General features: G+C 58.4%; 12 protein-coding genes and 1 pseudogene. 5 read left to right on the forward strand and 8 right to left on the reverse strand.

Features of this window, described 5'->3' with window-relative positions:
* Nucleotides 1-2: 2 nt before the first annotated feature.
* The 6 genes from AB4O35_RS27790 to acs all read right to left on the reverse strand — a co-directional run bounded on the left by AB4O35_RS27790 (nucleotide 3) and on the right by acs (nucleotide 6,813).
* Nucleotides 3-767: an ABC transporter ATP-binding protein gene (locus AB4O35_RS27790; RefSeq protein WP_005790637.1), complete on the reverse strand. Its 765-nt coding sequence runs from the start codon at nucleotides 765-767 to the stop codon at nucleotides 3-5.
* 27 nt (nucleotides 768-794) lie between these two features.
* A complete protein-coding gene (locus tag AB4O35_RS27795) occupies nucleotides 795-1,907 on the reverse strand; it encodes a succinylglutamate desuccinylase/aspartoacylase family protein (RefSeq protein WP_065881349.1) in 1,113 nt (370 codons plus the stop codon).
* Between the two features lies 1 nt (nucleotide 1,908).
* Nucleotides 1,909-2,607, reverse strand: coding sequence for an ABC transporter permease (locus AB4O35_RS27800; protein WP_460149406.1), 699 nt, complete (start codon nucleotides 2,605-2,607; stop codon nucleotides 1,909-1,911).
* On the reverse strand, nucleotides 2,604-3,293 hold the full coding sequence (locus AB4O35_RS27805; protein WP_032886746.1) for an ABC transporter permease: 690 nt from the start codon (nucleotides 3,291-3,293) through the stop codon (nucleotides 2,604-2,606). The genes AB4O35_RS27800 and AB4O35_RS27805 overlap by 4 nt, the downstream gene beginning before the upstream one ends.
* A 91-nt stretch (nucleotides 3,294-3,384) precedes the next feature.
* Nucleotides 3,385-4,170 (reverse strand): ABC transporter substrate-binding protein, encoded by a 786-nt coding sequence (locus tag AB4O35_RS27810; RefSeq protein ID WP_065874010.1) that lies wholly within the window; start codon nucleotides 4,168-4,170, stop codon nucleotides 3,385-3,387.
* 687 nt (nucleotides 4,171-4,857) lie between these two features.
* On the reverse strand, nucleotides 4,858-6,813 hold the full coding sequence (gene acs, locus AB4O35_RS27815; RefSeq protein ID WP_065874011.1) for an acetate--CoA ligase: 1,956 nt from the start codon (nucleotides 6,811-6,813) through the stop codon (nucleotides 4,858-4,860).
* Between the two features lie 397 nt (nucleotides 6,814-7,210).
* Here acs and AB4O35_RS27820 point away from each other — a divergent pair, with 397 nt between their 5' ends.
* The 3 genes from AB4O35_RS27820 (at nucleotide 7,211) to AB4O35_RS27830 (ending at nucleotide 10,247) form a co-directional block, all read left to right on the forward strand.
* Complete coding sequence (locus AB4O35_RS27820; RefSeq protein WP_065946023.1) at nucleotides 7,211-7,480, forward strand: DUF2790 domain-containing protein; 270 nt, start codon at nucleotides 7,211-7,213, stop codon at nucleotides 7,478-7,480.
* 566 nt (nucleotides 7,481-8,046) lie between these two features.
* Nucleotides 8,047-9,297 carry a ribonucleotide-diphosphate reductase subunit beta gene (locus AB4O35_RS27825; protein WP_049711875.1) on the forward strand — a complete coding sequence of 417 codons (1,251 nt, stop codon included), beginning with the start codon at nucleotides 8,047-8,049 and terminating at the stop codon, nucleotides 9,295-9,297.
* A gap of 302 nt (nucleotides 9,298-9,599) precedes the next feature.
* The gene (locus AB4O35_RS27830; RefSeq protein WP_065875417.1) at nucleotides 9,600-10,247 is read left to right on the forward strand and encodes an HAD-IB family hydrolase; all 648 of its coding nucleotides are present in this window, start codon (nucleotides 9,600-9,602) and stop codon (nucleotides 10,245-10,247) included.
* Nucleotides 10,248-10,396: 149 nt separating this feature from the next.
* On the opposite strand, the gene AB4O35_RS27835 is transcribed toward AB4O35_RS27830, so the two are convergent.
* Both AB4O35_RS27835 and AB4O35_RS27840 read right to left on the reverse strand, forming a co-directional pair.
* Entirely contained in the window at nucleotides 10,397-11,941 is a 1,545-nt protein-coding gene (locus AB4O35_RS27835; protein ID WP_065875416.1) for a Fic family protein, read from the reverse strand.
* Between the two features lie 270 nt (nucleotides 11,942-12,211).
* Entirely contained in the window at nucleotides 12,212-13,171 is a 960-nt protein-coding gene (locus AB4O35_RS27840; RefSeq protein ID WP_065945873.1) for a LysR family transcriptional regulator, read from the reverse strand.
* 193 nt (nucleotides 13,172-13,364) lie between these two features.
* Between AB4O35_RS27840 and argH the strand changes: the two are divergent.
* Together argH and AB4O35_RS27850 are read left to right on the forward strand one after the other, a co-directional pair.
* A pseudogene (gene argH / locus AB4O35_RS27845) lies at nucleotides 13,365-14,802 on the forward strand (argininosuccinate lyase).
* 118 nt (nucleotides 14,803-14,920) lie between these two features.
* On the forward strand, nucleotides 14,921-15,799 hold the full coding sequence (locus AB4O35_RS27850; RefSeq protein WP_025859372.1) for an amino acid ABC transporter permease: 879 nt from the start codon (nucleotides 14,921-14,923) through the stop codon (nucleotides 15,797-15,799).
* The last annotated feature ends 24 nt before the right edge of the window (nucleotides 15,800-15,823 follow it).

The following is a 15,823-nucleotide window of genomic DNA, read 5'->3' on the forward strand; positions in this document are numbered from 1 at the left end:
GATTATTTCAAGCTACCCGACAAGAACTGCTGCAAACGCTCGGACTGCGGGTTCACCAGCACTTCCCTCGGGTTGCCACGCTCTTCAACGATACCTTTGTGCAAGAACACCAGTTGGTTCGACACTTCACGGGCAAAGCCCATTTCGTGGGTCACCACCACCATGGTGCGGCCTTCCTGGGCCAGGTCCTGCATCACCTTGAGCACTTCGCCGACCAGTTCCGGGTCGAGCGCCGAGGTGGGTTCATCGAACAGCATCACCTCCGGCTCCATCGCCAAGGCACGTGCGATTGCCACGCGCTGCTGCTCACCGCCCGACATATGGCCGGGGAACGCATCCTTACGATGGCCCACCCCAACTTTGGCCAGGTAGTGCTCGGCCTTTTCACGGGCTTCTTTTTTCGACATGCCGAGCACGTGCACCGGCGCTTCCATGACGTTTTCCAGCGCGGTCATGTGCGACCACAGGTTGAAATGCTGGAACACCATGGACAGGCGCGAACGCATGCGTTGCAACTGCTTGGGGTCGGCGGCCTTCATGGCGCCGTCTTTGTTGGCCACCAGTTTCAGCTCTTCATTGTTGAGCAGAATCTTGCCGGCGTGAGGCTGCTCGAGCAGGTTGATGCAGCGCAAAAAGGTACTTTTGCCCGAACCACTGGAACCAATGATGCTGATTACATCACCGGCCGCGGCGGCCAGGGACACGCCTTTGAGCACTTCATGACTGCCATAGCGTTTATGCAGGTCTTGGACTTCAAGTTTGTACATGCGGTCGGTTCTCACAAAAACAGGTGGTCAGTCGTTGAGCAAGCGCCCGTGACGCAGCGCTTCGCGCCCCGCCACCTTGGCCAGCCAGAAACCCGCTTGGGCATAACGTAGCCGTTCAACGGCAAACAACACCCCCGAGGTGCCCGCGCAAACGGTGCTCACGCGGTCGTCCAGGGGGTCAATCACTTCAAAAATCGGCTCGCCTTTTTCGATCCACTCACCGGCTTTACGCAGGTAGCTGATCACCCCGGCGTGGGGTGCGAACAGCAGCTCGGTGCCTTCAAAAGGCATGCCTTCGCAGGGTTCGAACTGTGGCGCGGGCCATTCCCCCTTGATCAAGCCCTGCTCGGCGAGAAACGCGAGAATGCCTTCGGCGTGGAAGATCGCCTCGTCACGACCCGTGTCGGCCTGGCCGCCCAGTTCCAGGGTCGTCGCCAGGCAGGCCAGCGGGACCTGTGCTTCGGGGAACGCCTGGGACAAGCGCAGCCACGGCAGCGAGCAGGCTTCATCAAACGAACTGCCGCCGGAATCTTCCGCCAGCAGGCCGACCTTCACCCCCAAATGCGCCGACAGCGAGCGCCACTGCGGCCAGTGCTGCGGCAGCGCATACATGTGCAGTGCGGCTTCGGCGTCGCAATGCAGGTCGAGCACCACATCGGCGGTGCAAGCGTGGCTCAGCAGGATGCGTTGCATGCCTTGCAGCTGGCTGCTCGGCTCTGGCAACGCGCTGAGCACATCACTCATGGCCTGGCGGATCAAGCGCACATTGGCGTGAGGATCATCGCCCAACTTGCCCTTGAGCAACTCAGTGACCGGCTCGCTCAACTCGACGAAATCGCGGTTAAAGTTCTTGCCGCTGCCCACTTCGAAACGGCCCTGGTGGCTGCCTTGCAGCAACTGACCCAGGCCCATCGGGTTGGCCACCGGCACCAGCTCGATCACGCCATTGAGCGCACCTTGCTGTTCCAACTCGGCCAGGCGCTTTTTCAGCTCCCACGCGGCGCGCATGCCGGGTAATTCATCGGCGTGCAGGCTGGCCTGGATATACGCCTTGCGCTCGCCCTTGCCAAAGCGGAACACGCTCAGCTGGCGCTCGCACCCCAGGTGGCCCCAGGGCAACAGGTGATCGATACGTTCCATATCAGTGCTTCCGTGGAGCCAGGTAGCTGAGCCAGCGGCGCTCGGCCAACTTGAACAGGCGCACCAGGATAAAGGTGAGGCACAGGTAGAACACACCAGCGGTGATATAGGCTTCGAACGGCAGGTAGAACTGCGCGTTCACCGTGCGCGCGGCACCGGTGATGTCGATCAGGGTGACGATGGAGGCCAGGCTGGTGGTCTGCAACATCATGATCACTTCGTTGCTGTACTGCGGCAGCGCGCGGCGCAGGGCCGACGGCAGCAGGATGTGGCGATACAGCTTGTAGCGCGACATGCCCATGGCCTTGGCCGCTTCGATCTCGCCGTTGGGCGTGGCCTTGAGGCTACCGGCAATGATCTCGGCGGTGTAGGCGCTGGTGTTGATCGCAAACGCCAGGCACGCACAGAACGTGGCGCTGGATAGCAGCGGCCACATGAAACTCTCGCGCACCGCCTCGAACTGGGCCAGGCCGTAGTAGATCAAGAACAGCTGCACCAGCATCGGCGTGCCACGGATCACATAGGTGTAGAGCCAGGCCGCACCGTTGATGATCGGCTGCTTGGACACACGCATCAGGCCCAGGGGCAAGGCGGCGAGCAGGCCGAAGAACAGCGAGATGGCGAGCAGTTTCAGGGTGGTCAGCAGGCCGCCAAGGTACAGCGGCATGGCCTCCCAGATGACGTTGTAGTCGAAGATCATAGATCAGCCGCCCTTACGCCTACCGAGTAGCGCTTCTCAAGATAACGCAGGGCCAGCAACGACACGCTGGTGATCACCAGGTACATCGCCGCCACTGCGAGGAAGAAGGTAAAAGGCTCACGGGTGGCATCTGCCGCCTGCTTGGCCTTGAACATCATGTCTTGCAGGCCCACCACCGAAATCAGCGCGGTGGCCTTGGTGAGTACCAGCCAGTTGTTGGTAAACCCAGGGATAGCCAGCCGAATCATCTGCGGCACCATCACCCGGAAAAACACCTGAAAACTGCTCATGCCATACGCAAGGCCGGCTTCGGCCTGGCCCTTGGGAATGGCCATGAAGGCGCCACGAAACGTTTCCGAGAGGTAGGCGCCAAAGATGAAACCCAGAGTGCCGATACCGGCGGCCAGGGGGTTCAAGTCGATATAGTCGTCATAGCCAAGCATCGGCGCGACGCGGTTAAGCAAGTCCTGACCGCCGTAGAAAATCAGCAGGATCAGCACCAGGTCGGGGATCCCGCGGATCACCGTGGAGTACAAGTCACCCAGCCAAGCCAACCAGCGCACCGGCGACAGGCGTAATGCGACCCCGATCAGACCCAGAACAATGGCCAAGGCCATGGACGACAAGGCGAGCTGAAGCGTCAACCATGCGCCATCGAGGATGACGGCCCCGTAGCCTTTCAACATGATTCAGGTCCTCGAAAAGGGGGATGAAAAAATGGCGCAAACCTCAGGAACTCTGTTGCTTGCGCCATTCAGGACAGACAGCTACGACGGTTTACTTGGCTTCAGGGCCGTAAATGTCGAAGTTGAAGTACTTTTTCTCGATTTCTTTGTACTTGCCATTGGCACGGATCGCCGCGATAGCAGCGTTGATGCGGTCCAGGTTTTCCTTGTCGCCTTTACGTACCGCGATGCCGATGCCGTCGCCGAAGTATTTGGCGTCGGTGAAGGCCGGGCCGGTGAACGCGTAGCCTTTGCCGGCTGGGGTATCGAGGAAACCTTCCTGCAGCAGGGTAGCGTCAGCCACGGTGCCGTCGAGGCGACCGGCTTCCACGTCCAGGTAAATTTCGTTCTGCGAGCTGTAAGGCACAACCGTGGCGCCTTTAGGGGCCAGGACTTCCTTGGCAAAACGGTCATGGATCGAACCGCGCTGCACGCCGATTTTCTTGCCTTTCAGTTCATCCAGACTGTCGCTGACCGCAGTGCCTTCCTTCAACACCAGGCGCGCTGGGGTCAGGTAGTAGCGGTTGGTGAAGTCCACGGACTTCTTGCGGTCTTCAGTGATGGACATGGACGACAGGATCGCGTCGATCTTGCGCACTTTCAGCGCAGGGATCAGGCCGTCGAATTCTTGCTCGACCCAGGTGCACTTGACCTTCATCTCTTCGCACAGGGCGTTGCCGATGTCGTAGTCAAAGCCGACGATGCTGCCATCGGGAGCTTTAGAGGCGAACGGAGGGTAAGCCGCTTCGATACCAATTTTCAGCGGCTTGCCTTCAGCGAAAGCCTGCATGGACAGCACGGACAGCGCCAGGGCGCCCAACAGCACGAGTTTCTTCATCTTGGGACTCCATCGGTATAGGGCAAAAACAGCAGTATGAGCCATGGCCCACGATGCGACTTAAAGGAAACCGAATTGCGGTGCTGCGTCCTACGCCAGTTAAACCTGCGACGACGAGCGAGTGATCGGCATTCTAACGACAGGCTGGAAGCCGATATTTCCTCAATGCGACAACAATTTACAGAAGCACCGAGAAAGCCGTTCCAACTTATTGACAGCCTCTGGATTTTATGCAGAGACAAAAGACATTAAACCTGTAGACGCTGCAAATTGCGGGCCTATTATTCGCAAACCCTTCTGGCACGGCAAGTGTGGCGTTTAATCTTATTTGCTGGGGTGTCTGGAATGCGGTTTTTGCGGGCGGGGGCGTAGCACTTTGCCTCATGTTTGGGCGCGGGGTTACACATTTGCGTTCGACGGTAACATTCAGAAACCTCCTACGTGAGAAACCGATATTTATTGGTTTAGAAGTAACCCGGCCCGTCAGAACACCACCGAGGCCCGCGATGGAATACAACCCAAATGTGGGCTTGCTCGCGAATGCGGTGAGTCAGCTACATATGAGCCAACTGATCCACCGCTTTCGCGAGCAAGCCCGCTCCCACTGGGGATTTGCATCGACTCAATTCCCACAAAAAAGCCCCACCCGACTTACACCGAATGGGGCTTTATCTGACTATCCCGCGCTTACGCGACGTTCATGGTCTTGTGCGTCTCAATCAAATGCGCCACCACGCCCGGATCCGCCAGGGTGGAGATATCCCCCAACCCGTCATACTCAGCCGTGGCAATCTTGCGCAGAATCCGCCGCATGATTTTCCCCGAGCGCGTCTTCGGCAAGCCCGGCGCCCACTGGATCACGTCCGGCGAAGCAATCGGCCCGATCTCTTTGCGCACCCAGTTTTTCAGCTCCAGGCGCAGCGCTTCGTTCGGCTCTTCGCCATTTTTGAGCGTGACATACACATAGATGCCCTGCCCTTTGATGTCGTGCGGCACACCGACAACGGCCGCTTCGGCAACTTTCGGGTGCGCAACCATCGCGCTTTCAATCTCGGCGGTGCCCATGCGGTGGCCGGACACGTTCAACACGTCGTCCACACGCCCGGTGATCCAGTAGTAACCGTCCTCGTCACGCCGCGCACCGTCACCGGTGAAGTACATGCCACGGAACGTCTTGAAGTAGGTGTCGACGAAGCGGTCATGGTCGCCAAACAGCGTACGCGCCTGGCCTGGCCACGAATCGAGGATCACCAGGTTACCTTCGGCGGCGCCTTCGATCAGGTTGCCCAGGTTATCCACCAACGCCGGCACCACACCAAAGAACGGCCGTGCCGCCGAACCCGGCTTGAGCGCGTGAGCGCCCGGCAGTGGGCTCATCATGTTGCCGCCGGTTTCGGTCTGCCACCAAGTGTCGACAATCGGGCAACGGGATTGGCCGACGTTCTTGTAGTACCAATCCCAGGCTTCCGGGTTGATCGGCTCGCCCACCGAACCCAACAAACGCAGGCTGCTGCCATCGGCGCCTTCACAGGCAGCGGTGCCCGAAGCCATCATTGCGCGGATCGCGGTCGGTGCGGTGTAGAGGATGTTGACCTTGTGCTTGTCGACGATCTTCGCCACCCGGGTGATGTCCGGGTAGTTCGGCACGCCTTCGAACAGCAAGGTGGTCGCGCCATTGGCCAGCGGGCCGTAGACAATGTAGGTGTGGCCAGTGACCCAGCCGACGTCGGCGGTGCACCAGTAGATTTCGCCTGGGCGGTAGTCGAACACACGTTCATGGGTCAGGGCCGCGTAAAGCAGGTAGCCGCCGGTGGTGTGCTGCACGCCTTTAGGCTTGCCGGTTGAACCGGAGGTATAAAGGATGAACAGGGCTTCTTCGGCGCCCATCTCTTTGGGTGCGCACACAGTGCCGGCCACTTTCATCAGGTCTTCGTACCAGATGTCGCGATGCTGGTTCCACTTAATCTGGCCATTGGTGCGCTTGCACACGATGACTTTCTGGATGCTGCTGGTTTCCGGGTTGGTCAGGGCGTCGTCGACGTTGGCCTTCAGCGGAATTTTCTTACCGGCGCGAATGCCTTCATCGGCGGTGATCACCACCTTCGACTTACAGTCAATGATGCGACCGGCCAGGGCCTCCGGCGAAAAACCGCCAAACACCACCGAGTGAATCGCACCGATACGGGTACAGGCCAGCATGGCGACCACGGCTTCGGGGATCATCGGCATATAGATCGTCACTACATCGCCGCGGTGCACATCCTGGCCGCGCAGGGCGTTGGCGAACTTGCAGACTTGTTCATGCAGCTCGCGGTAGGTAATGGTGCGGCTCTCGGCAGGGTCATCGCCCTCCCAGATGATCGCCGCCTGGTCGCCACGCTCAGCGAGGTGACGGTCCAGGCAGTTGTAGGAAACGTTCAAGGTGCCATCGGCAAACCACTTGATGTCGACATGGTGATCGTCGAAAGAGGTCTGCTTCACCGTGGTGAAAGGCTTGATCCAGTCAAGACGCTTGGCTTGCTCGCGCCAGAAGCCATCGGGGTTGACCACCGACTGCTGGTACATGGCCTTGTAGGTTGCCTCGTCAGTCAGCGTGTTGGCTGCTACTTCGGGGCGAACGGGGTACAGGGAAGCCGCACTCATCTTTCTTACCTCGGTGACATAGTTGTTGTTGTATGGCCCTGTTGTAGCCGGGGCTGGCCTATAGAACCATTCGACGATGGTAGTAACAAGCCCCTACAAATTACCCTGACATCCCCGTTCACGCCCCTAGCCCGCGGGCTGCGGCGGTTCGCAGCATTGTGAAAAAAGCTTTACCACAGGATTGTTACAAAAACCGCCAAAAGTGTTTATCAAAAGTGCGGGTATATGAATATAACCCACACGCCTAGAATCACTTCCGCCAACACAGGCACTGCGATTGACAACGTAACAGCCCCCACGAAGGCAACGTTAATCCGAACTCACCAACCCTAAGTTACACACGTGGCCTCACAAGGGCCCCGTGACCCCTTTCGCCCTGAAGAAGGTAAGTAAAGAAATGAAAGTTTTATTAGTTATGGCCTTGAGCAGCTTGTGCGCCACCGCCGCCCTGGCCGACGAGGCCCCGACTGAACTGGCCGGCCAGAGCGCGCCGATTGTTGAGGACTACACTTACAGCACCCATCTGGACGTCGCCAAAGTATTATCGATGAGCAACATCCCGGAAGTTTGCGAAGTTGTACCGGTGAAGATGGAATATGAAGATTCGCAAGGTCAGCGTCATATTCTTAACTATCACGTGATGGGTAATGGTTGTTCTAACGGGTAATAACTTATTACGTCAGGTTTAACCCCGGATCTTGGTCGCCGCAAGAAATCGTTCTTGCGGCCAAGGACCCACCTCGAATCCCGCAAATCAAATGTGGCAGCTGGCTTGCCTGCGATAGCGGTTATAGCCACAACCACGCTGCAAAGCCTTACCCCACTCCCCCGCCCAAAAAACCTCCCGCCGTCCGTCAAAAATTTCGAGCCCCAGCAAAGCCTTATAAAACCGCACTCTGGCCGAAAAACACGCCATTCTGGCCGGTCTCCGTGACCATCCGTCCCAACACAAACCCATTTTTTTCCCCTACAATGCGCGAGTAAATCGGGCCTGCAATATCCCTTTACACAGGGACGAAGAGCCAGACTGAGGCCTCCGCAGGAGCAAGCACGCACCGCTCCGCACCTCAAGCCTCACGCAGAGTACCCGTAACCCTATTCCGTTTAATGCCTGCGCTAGCTGCTGCAACAAACGATTCCTTAAGATCCACCGCGGCCTCTGGGCCGTGTGAACACCCAACCATCCGGTTTCACACGGGCACCTTTGAGCCCTCACGCAGGAGACGACACGTCATGCTGAGCTGGGACGAATTCGACAAAGAAGAAGAAGGCGAGGTAGCCACCAAAGGCGCCAACGCCGGCCACGCCACCGAAGCCAACATGGACCGCCTCGACGGTGCCGGCGCTGCCGCCGCCCTTGAAGCCCGCGCCGTCACCGCCAGTGACTCCGCCGCCATCGTCCGCGCCAAGGCCGCCCTCGACAAACTCGACGTCGCCGAAGGCCTCGCCGAACTCGAAGGCGCCTCCGCCCGCGTCGCCGTTGACGAAAAGCGCATGATCAACTGCCGCGCCGACCTCAACCAACTCGTGCCCTTCAAGTACGACTGGGCCTGGCAGAAGTACCTCGACGGCTGCGCCAACCACTGGATGCCGCAAGAGGTCAACATGACCGCCGACATCGCCGTGTGGAAAGACCCCGAAGGCCTGACCGACGACGAACGCCGCATCGTCATGCGCAACCTCGGCTTCTTCTCCACCGCCGACTCCCTGGTTGCCAACAACCTGGTCCTGGCCGTGTACCGCCTGATCACCAACCCAGAGTGCCGCCAGTACATCCTGCGCCAGGCCTTCGAAGAAGCGATCCACACCCACGCCTACCAGTACTGCATCGAATCGCTGGCCATGGATGAAGGCGAGATCTTCAACATGTACCACGAGATTCCATCGGTCGCCAAAAAGGCTGCCTGGGGCCTGAAGTACACCCGCTCGATCTCCGATCCGAAGTTCGAAACCGGCACTGTCGAGACTGATAAAGAACTGCTGCGTAACCTGGTCGCCTACTACTGCGTGCTGGAAGGCATCTTCTTTTACTGCGGCTTCACCCAGATCCTGTCCATGGGCCGTCGCAACAAAATGACCGGCGTCGCCGAGCAGTTCCAGTACATCCTGCGCGACGAGTCGATGCACCTGAACTTCGGTATCGATGTGATCAACCAGATCAAAATCGAAAACCCGCATTTGTGGGATGCCGAGATGAAGGAAGAAGCGACCCAGATGATCCTGCAAGGGACTCAGCTGGAGATCGAATACGCGCGCGATACCATGCCGCGCGGCGTGCTGGGCATGAATGCGGCGATGATGGAGGATTACCTCAAGTTCATCGCTAACCGTCGCCTGTCGCAGATTGGGTTGAAGGAAGAGTATCCGGGCACCACCAACCCGTTCCCGTGGATGAGCGAGATCATGGACTTGAAGAAAGAGAAGAACTTCTTCGAAACCCGTGTGATCGAGTACCAAACAGGCGGCGCGCTGAGCTGGGATTAACTCCTAAGCCAAGCAACATCAAGGAGCCCTGACTTGTTCAGGGCTTTTTTATGCGCGTTGATTTGCCATTTCTTGAAGCACATCGCGCTGATCACCTCGCCGAGAAGGGTTCGGATCGTACAAGCAATGCTGTAGCCTTGCATCCCAATTGCCATCAGTGTTGCACCGATAAAGTATCGGTAGCCTTCATCGACGGGCTCTACAAAAGTCCAAAGATTGGCACGGGAGTAATCTCCCGCTGTCACACCTGACACGCACCTAAAAATACTAGATAGGACCGAGGCCAACCCGTGAACCCAGACATGCTCGAAGCCGGCCCCGCTGACGCCAAAGTACTCTCCGTCTTTGACTTCGACGGCACCCTCACCCACCACGACAGTTTCGTGCCGTTCCTCAAGTTCGCCTTTGGCACCGGTGAGTTTTATGGCCGGATGGTCAAGCTGGCGGTGCCAGGTCTGCGCTTTTTGTTGCAGCAGATCAGCCGGGATGAGTTGAAGGCGCAGTTGATCCGCACCTTTATGACCGGGGTGGAGAAGGCGTGGGTGCAGCAGAAGGCCGAGGAGTATTGCCAGCGCAATTGGGCGCGGTTGATGCGCCCGGCCGGCGTGCTGTCGGTGGAGCAGGAGTTGGGTTCGGGCGCGGTGGTGACGCTGTGCTCGGCGTCGCCGACGTTGGTGTTGCAGCCGTTTGCCGATCGTCTTGGGATCAAGTTGATCGGGACTGAGCTTGAGGTGGTGGATGGGGTGCTGACCGGTAAGCTCACCGGGAATAACTGCCGGTGTGAGAACAAGGTGTTGCGGCTTGAGGCGGTGTATGGGGACCTGGGGGAGTATCGGCTGCGGGCCTGGGGCGATACGCGTGGGGATCGGGAGTTGCTGGCGGCGGCGCAGGATGCGCATTTTCGGCATTTTCATGCGAAGAAGAAAAGGCGGGCTCGGTTGCAGCGGTGATGCGGGGGGTTGGGTTGGCGGGGGGATCGAGGTGATCCCATCGCAGCATGGCTGGGGTTCGACAGCTCCCAACGTTTGATCGGTGTCAGACTGGGTAACGCACTAGCATGGGGTGCCCGGGGTTGAGTGGCCGCATAGGCCCATCCCGATCACTCGTTAACGCTACCCGATTCTTGTTCTTCAAATGCGGATCGCACCGCTTCCACTACCCGTTCGGCTAAGTGAGCAACTTCCAACTGCGGATAAGCTTTTTTCAATTTCCCCGATATCTGCCAGCCATTTTCCTTTAGCGAGCGAATGACGCGGTTTGCGTCCTGATCCGGCATTTCCAGCACTTCTTTGAGCTGCTCCTGAGCGCGCTGAAAAATGACCAATACACGCGCTTCATCAGCCATTTCTGTCCGGACGGTATGCGCCACAACCTGTGCCGTATACAGGACATGCTCAGTCAAATCGGGATAGCGCCACGCGAATTGCGCATCTTCATAGTCATCAAAGACCAGGTTGCTGCGGGTGCCGTCCTCGTAGACGACGAGTTCGCCAAACCGATAAGACGCGGCGTAGCGTTGCATGAATGGTCGCGAAAACACCTCCAGCGTGCGATCGTAACGTGCCCGAAAATCAATCGAACTTGTGATCGTGGCTGATACCGGCAGGATCACGCCATCAGGCACCGCATTATCACGGATCAACGTATCGTTGATAAGAAAGCGATGGATCCGACCATTGCCGTCCCGCATGGGGTGGATATACACGAAGGCGAAAGCGATTACAGCTGCCCGGGCCAGCGACTCAGAACCTCGTGTTGCCAGCTCGAATGCTTTCAAGCCATTGAGCAGTTGCGTCAGCACCTCAAATTGCGGCGCAATGTAGTGCACGATGTCCTCGCGCATGGTCGCCTGCCCCACAAAGATCGGCGAGCGCCGCAAGCCCAGCCCGAGAGCCTCGCCTCCCAAAATACCGGCTTGCAACGTGTGCAGGCTTTCGTTGCTCAACGGATCCTCGATATGGCCACAGTATTTGGCGATCACGTGGGCAAACCGCTGGATCCTGTCGGCTTTGTCTGCCTCTCTCTCGATCAAGAAGCTGGCACGCGACTCCTTGAACGTCAGCCAACTTGCCGTGCGCATCAGGATATCGGCGCCAAAGGTCTGGTTCAGTTCTCGCAGTGCTGCACCCAGATCAAACTGCAGCGCGTCTTGTACAGCTTCGGTACGGCGGATCAGAGGGGAGAACGCTGGCACGCCGGGAAGATTATCGTTGATGCGCCAGCGTCGTATCCTCAGAGGCTCAACGCGGGTCAGGTAATGCTGCGATGAAACAGCATCGACATAGCCGCCATTGGTCACGTCTGGCACATCAAGCTGCCGTCCGGTTACCCATTCGTACAGGAATCCGGTGCGGCGGGCATATTGACCAAAGGGCGTTTGCCGGCACCAGGCTTCAACGGGTTCGGGGCCGGCGGCAGCAAATAGGCGAGCGAAGAATTCAAGGTGAATTTCTTCGTACTTGAGCCCGAACTCGAAATGCCCTGCAAAGTCGTCCGAGGGTTGGTAGCTGAGGGGGTACTTACGCTCGACATGTCCATTGCTCTCGTGGCTCATACGGGTCGTACCGATTACCGATTCGACGCGTAGTGGCTGTGCAAGCGCGATACGGTAGCGGTCAGCGAGTGCCTTGAAGCCTACCTGCATGGTCGAATCCCCTAACGAACGCTAAAAAACGATAACTATTAGGGAATGGTAGGCGAAAACGATAATTTTGTGAGTACGAAAATGCTAATGCGCTATTAAATTTGCTAACAATTCAGCTATTTCATTTGAAAACGATAACGACCTAAAAGAAAGCGATCCGAGTTGAGGGTCCGTCAGGAGACCGAGGCGATCCCTTCGCAGCCTCGCTGGGGCTCGACAGCTCCCACAGTTGATCTCTGTCGCTCGGAGGGACGGTGTTTGGCTTGAGTGTTATGTCGTGGCTTTGAGGTCCACACCCAGCGCCGTTGCAAAGGCTTTTACCATCGGGCTGCGCGGGGCGTTGTGGCGCAGGATGAGGTTGAAGGCGGTGCTCAGGTGAACTTGCTCCGGACACAGTGCGCGCAGGCGCCCTTTCCTTACCAATGGCGAGGCGTAGTGTTCGGGCAGGAAGCCGAGGAAGCGGCCGGTGAGGATCAGGATGGCGACGGCTTCGACTTGTGAGGCCGAGGCGGACTGGCTGTCGTAATTGACGAAGGTGGCCTTGTCGCGGTGGATCGCATACCGGTGGTTCACCACTTCGTATTGGCGCAGCACGTCGGGCGTGATGTCGCTCGCGCTGAAGAGTGGATGTCCTACAGCGCAGTAGACGTGGGCTTTTTCTTCGTACAGCGGGAAGTAGTCAAATTCCTCTCGGCGTTGGTACACCGGCACGATGCCGACGATCAAGCGGCCTTCCACCACGCCACGTTCAACTTCGTCCAATTGCGAGGCATGTAGGCGCAATCTAATTTTTGGTGATTCGCTATGTAATTTCCCCAACGCGGTAATTAGCGGGGAATTAACGTCGGACACGGTGTTATCAATAACCCCCACACTAAGGTCGCCAATGAGTTCGTTTTGCGCCGAACTAAGCTTGTCGCGAAAACTGTCCACCGAGGTAAATAACTCGATGGACGCCTGATACACCAACTTGCCTTCTTCGGTCAGGCCGAACCCTTCCCTCCCCCGTGTACACAGGCGCATGCCGATGCGGATTTCCAGGTCGGAGATTTGTTTGCTGATAGCCGCGAGCCCCACGTTCAGCTCGTTTTGCGCGGCGCTAAAGCCGCCGGCTTCGACCACGGCCATAAATACCCGCAGCAATTTGAAGTCCAGCCCGCTCAGCTGCAGGGGCGGTCGTGTGCCGGGTTTTGGCGGTAGGTTTCCAGAAGTGGAAAGTGGAGTTTCCATAATACGCGTTGACCTCAAGTGCCATATTCAACAGGCTTCAACCCAGTCCTTGAACATAGCCAGGCGGCGATAATGAACATAAACAACCGCCCTTGGCAACCTTGAATACGGCGCGTCAGACGCTGATTCAGTCTAGTTGAAAACTTATTTTTACTGCCTCCGACTCTTCTAAAAACAAGCGTGAGGAATACCCATGTCCCAGCCCACCGACCGCCTTTGGGGCGCTCGTTTCAAGACCGGTCCGTCTGGGTCCGTCTGCTGCATTGGCCGCGTTGTCGCGTTGCCCTGAGCGCTATTTTCGCCTGACGCCCTACGACCTGGCCGGCTCCCGTGCCCATGCCCGTGAGTTGCAGCGCGCCGGTTTGCTGGATGAGTCGGAGACCTTGCGTACCCTCGAAGCCCTGGAGGGGATCGGCGCTGACTTCGCCGCCAGCCGCCTGCATCCGACCCTGGATGACGAGGACGTGCACACCTTCATCGAACGCGTATTGACCGAGCGCCTCGGCGCCTTGGGCGGCAAGCTGCGCGCCGGGCGTTCACGCAATGATCAGACCGCGAATGACCTGCGGCTTTTCCTACGCGACCACGCGCGCACCATCACCACTGAGGTGTTGGGTCTGCAAAAGGCGTTGGTGGAACAGGCCGAGCAGCATGTGGAGAGCATCTGCCCAGGCTTTACCCATTTGCAGCAGGCGCAGCCGATTGTGTTTGCCCACCACTTGCTGGCTCATGCGCAGTCGATGCTGCGGGATGTGCAACGTTTGGTGGATTGGGATGCGCGTGCAGCGCTGTCACCGTTGGGTGCGGCAGCCATGGCCGGTTCGGCGATTGCGCGCCAGCCGGAGCATTCGGCCAAGGAAATGGGCTACACCGGGCCGTGCGAAAACTCGATTGACGCGGTAGCCAGTCGCGACCATGTGGCGGAGTTTCTGTTTGTGGCGGGCATGCTCGGGGTGAATATTTCGCGGCTGTCGGAGGAGTTTTGCCTGTGGTCGTCGCGCCAGTTTCGCTGGGTGGTGTTGGACGATGCCTACGCCACCGGCAGCTCGATCATGCCGCAGAAGAAGAACCCGGATATTGCCGAATTGGCGCGGGGCAAGGCTGGGCGCTTGATCGGCAACTTGACCGGGTTGATGTCGACGCTCAAGTCGTTGCCGCTGTCGTACAACCGCGATTTGAGTGAAGACAAGCACAGTGTGTTGGACAGCGTGGACACCTTGCTGCTGGTACTGCCGGCGATGGCCGGGATGGTTGCGACCATGAAGGTGCAGGTGGAAGAGCTGCGGCGTCAGGCGCCGATGGGCTTCACCTTGGCGACGGAGGTGGCGGATTGGTTGGCCACCCGTGGTGTGCCGTTTAAAGAAGCCCATGAGATTACCGGCGCGCTGGTGCAGGCCTGTGAGAAGCATGAGATTGAGTTGTGGGAAGCCTCGCCGGCGATGTTGGCGGAGGTGGATGCTCGGTTGCTGCCTGAAGTGCGGGACTGCTTGACCCTGGAGGCGGCGATTGCGGCGCGCAGTGGGTGGGGTGGGACGGCGCCGGAGCGGGTCAGGGAGCAGATTGGGCGGTTGAAGGTGGCGTTGGCTGAGCAGCAGCGATGGGCTGAGAGTTATCAGGGGTTTCGGATGTAAGCCTGGGAGATTTGTAGTGTTTGGGCTGGCGCTTTTGCAGGCAAGCCAGCTCCCACATTGGATCGGGTTTTAACTGTTGGATCGAGTAGAGCGGTAATCGCTTTTTTGGAGAATCACCATGAACCAAACCCCGGCCGAGCGCTTGGAAATAGAGCGCAAGTTGTCCGAGAACCAGTTCGATATCACGCAGTACGAACACGTGCCGCGTCGCTATTACGGGCGGATGTTTTTTGCCACGTTGATCGTGATCGTATTGGCCGCACTGTTGCGTGCATTCGCCAACGGCCAGATCGAATGGTCCTACATCGGTCAGTTCCTCACGTCTGAGGCCATCCTCTGGGGCCTGGTGAACACCATCGTCATGTCGATCCTGGCGATGGCGCTGGGCGTGGTGATCGGGGTGATCACGGCGATCATGCGCATGTCGGCCAACCCGATCCTGCGGTATGTGGCCATCACCTACACCTGGCTGTTCCGTGGCACGCCGTTGATTCTGCAGTTGCTGCTGTGGTTCAACCTGGCGCTGATTTTCCCGGTGATCGCGATTCCCGGCCTGTTCAGCATCGACACCGTCGACCTGATGACACCGTTCGTGGCCGCCCTGCTCGGCTTGAGCATCAACCAGGGCGCCTACACCGCCGAGGTGGTGCGCGCCGGCTTGCTGTCGGTCGACACCGGCCAGTACGAAGCCGCCAAGTCCATCGGCATGCCGAGCCTGCAAGCGCTGCGTAGGATCATTCTGCCGCAGGCCATGCGGGTGATCATTCCGCCTGTAGGCAACGAGTTCATCAGCATGGTGAAAATGACCAGCCTGGCCAGCGTGATCCAGTACTCGGAGCTGCTGCACAACGCGCAAAACATCTACTACGCCAACGCGCGAGTCATGGAGCTGCTGATTGTGGCCGGCATCTGGTACCTGGCGGTGGTGACTGTTCTTTCATTTGGTCAAAGCCGCCTCGAGCGTCGTTTTGCCCGCGGCGCCGGCAAGCGTTCGTAAGTCTGGGTTGAGGAGATTTGCCCC

It is taken from the genome of Pseudomonas sp. H1_A03, assembly GCF_054685145.1.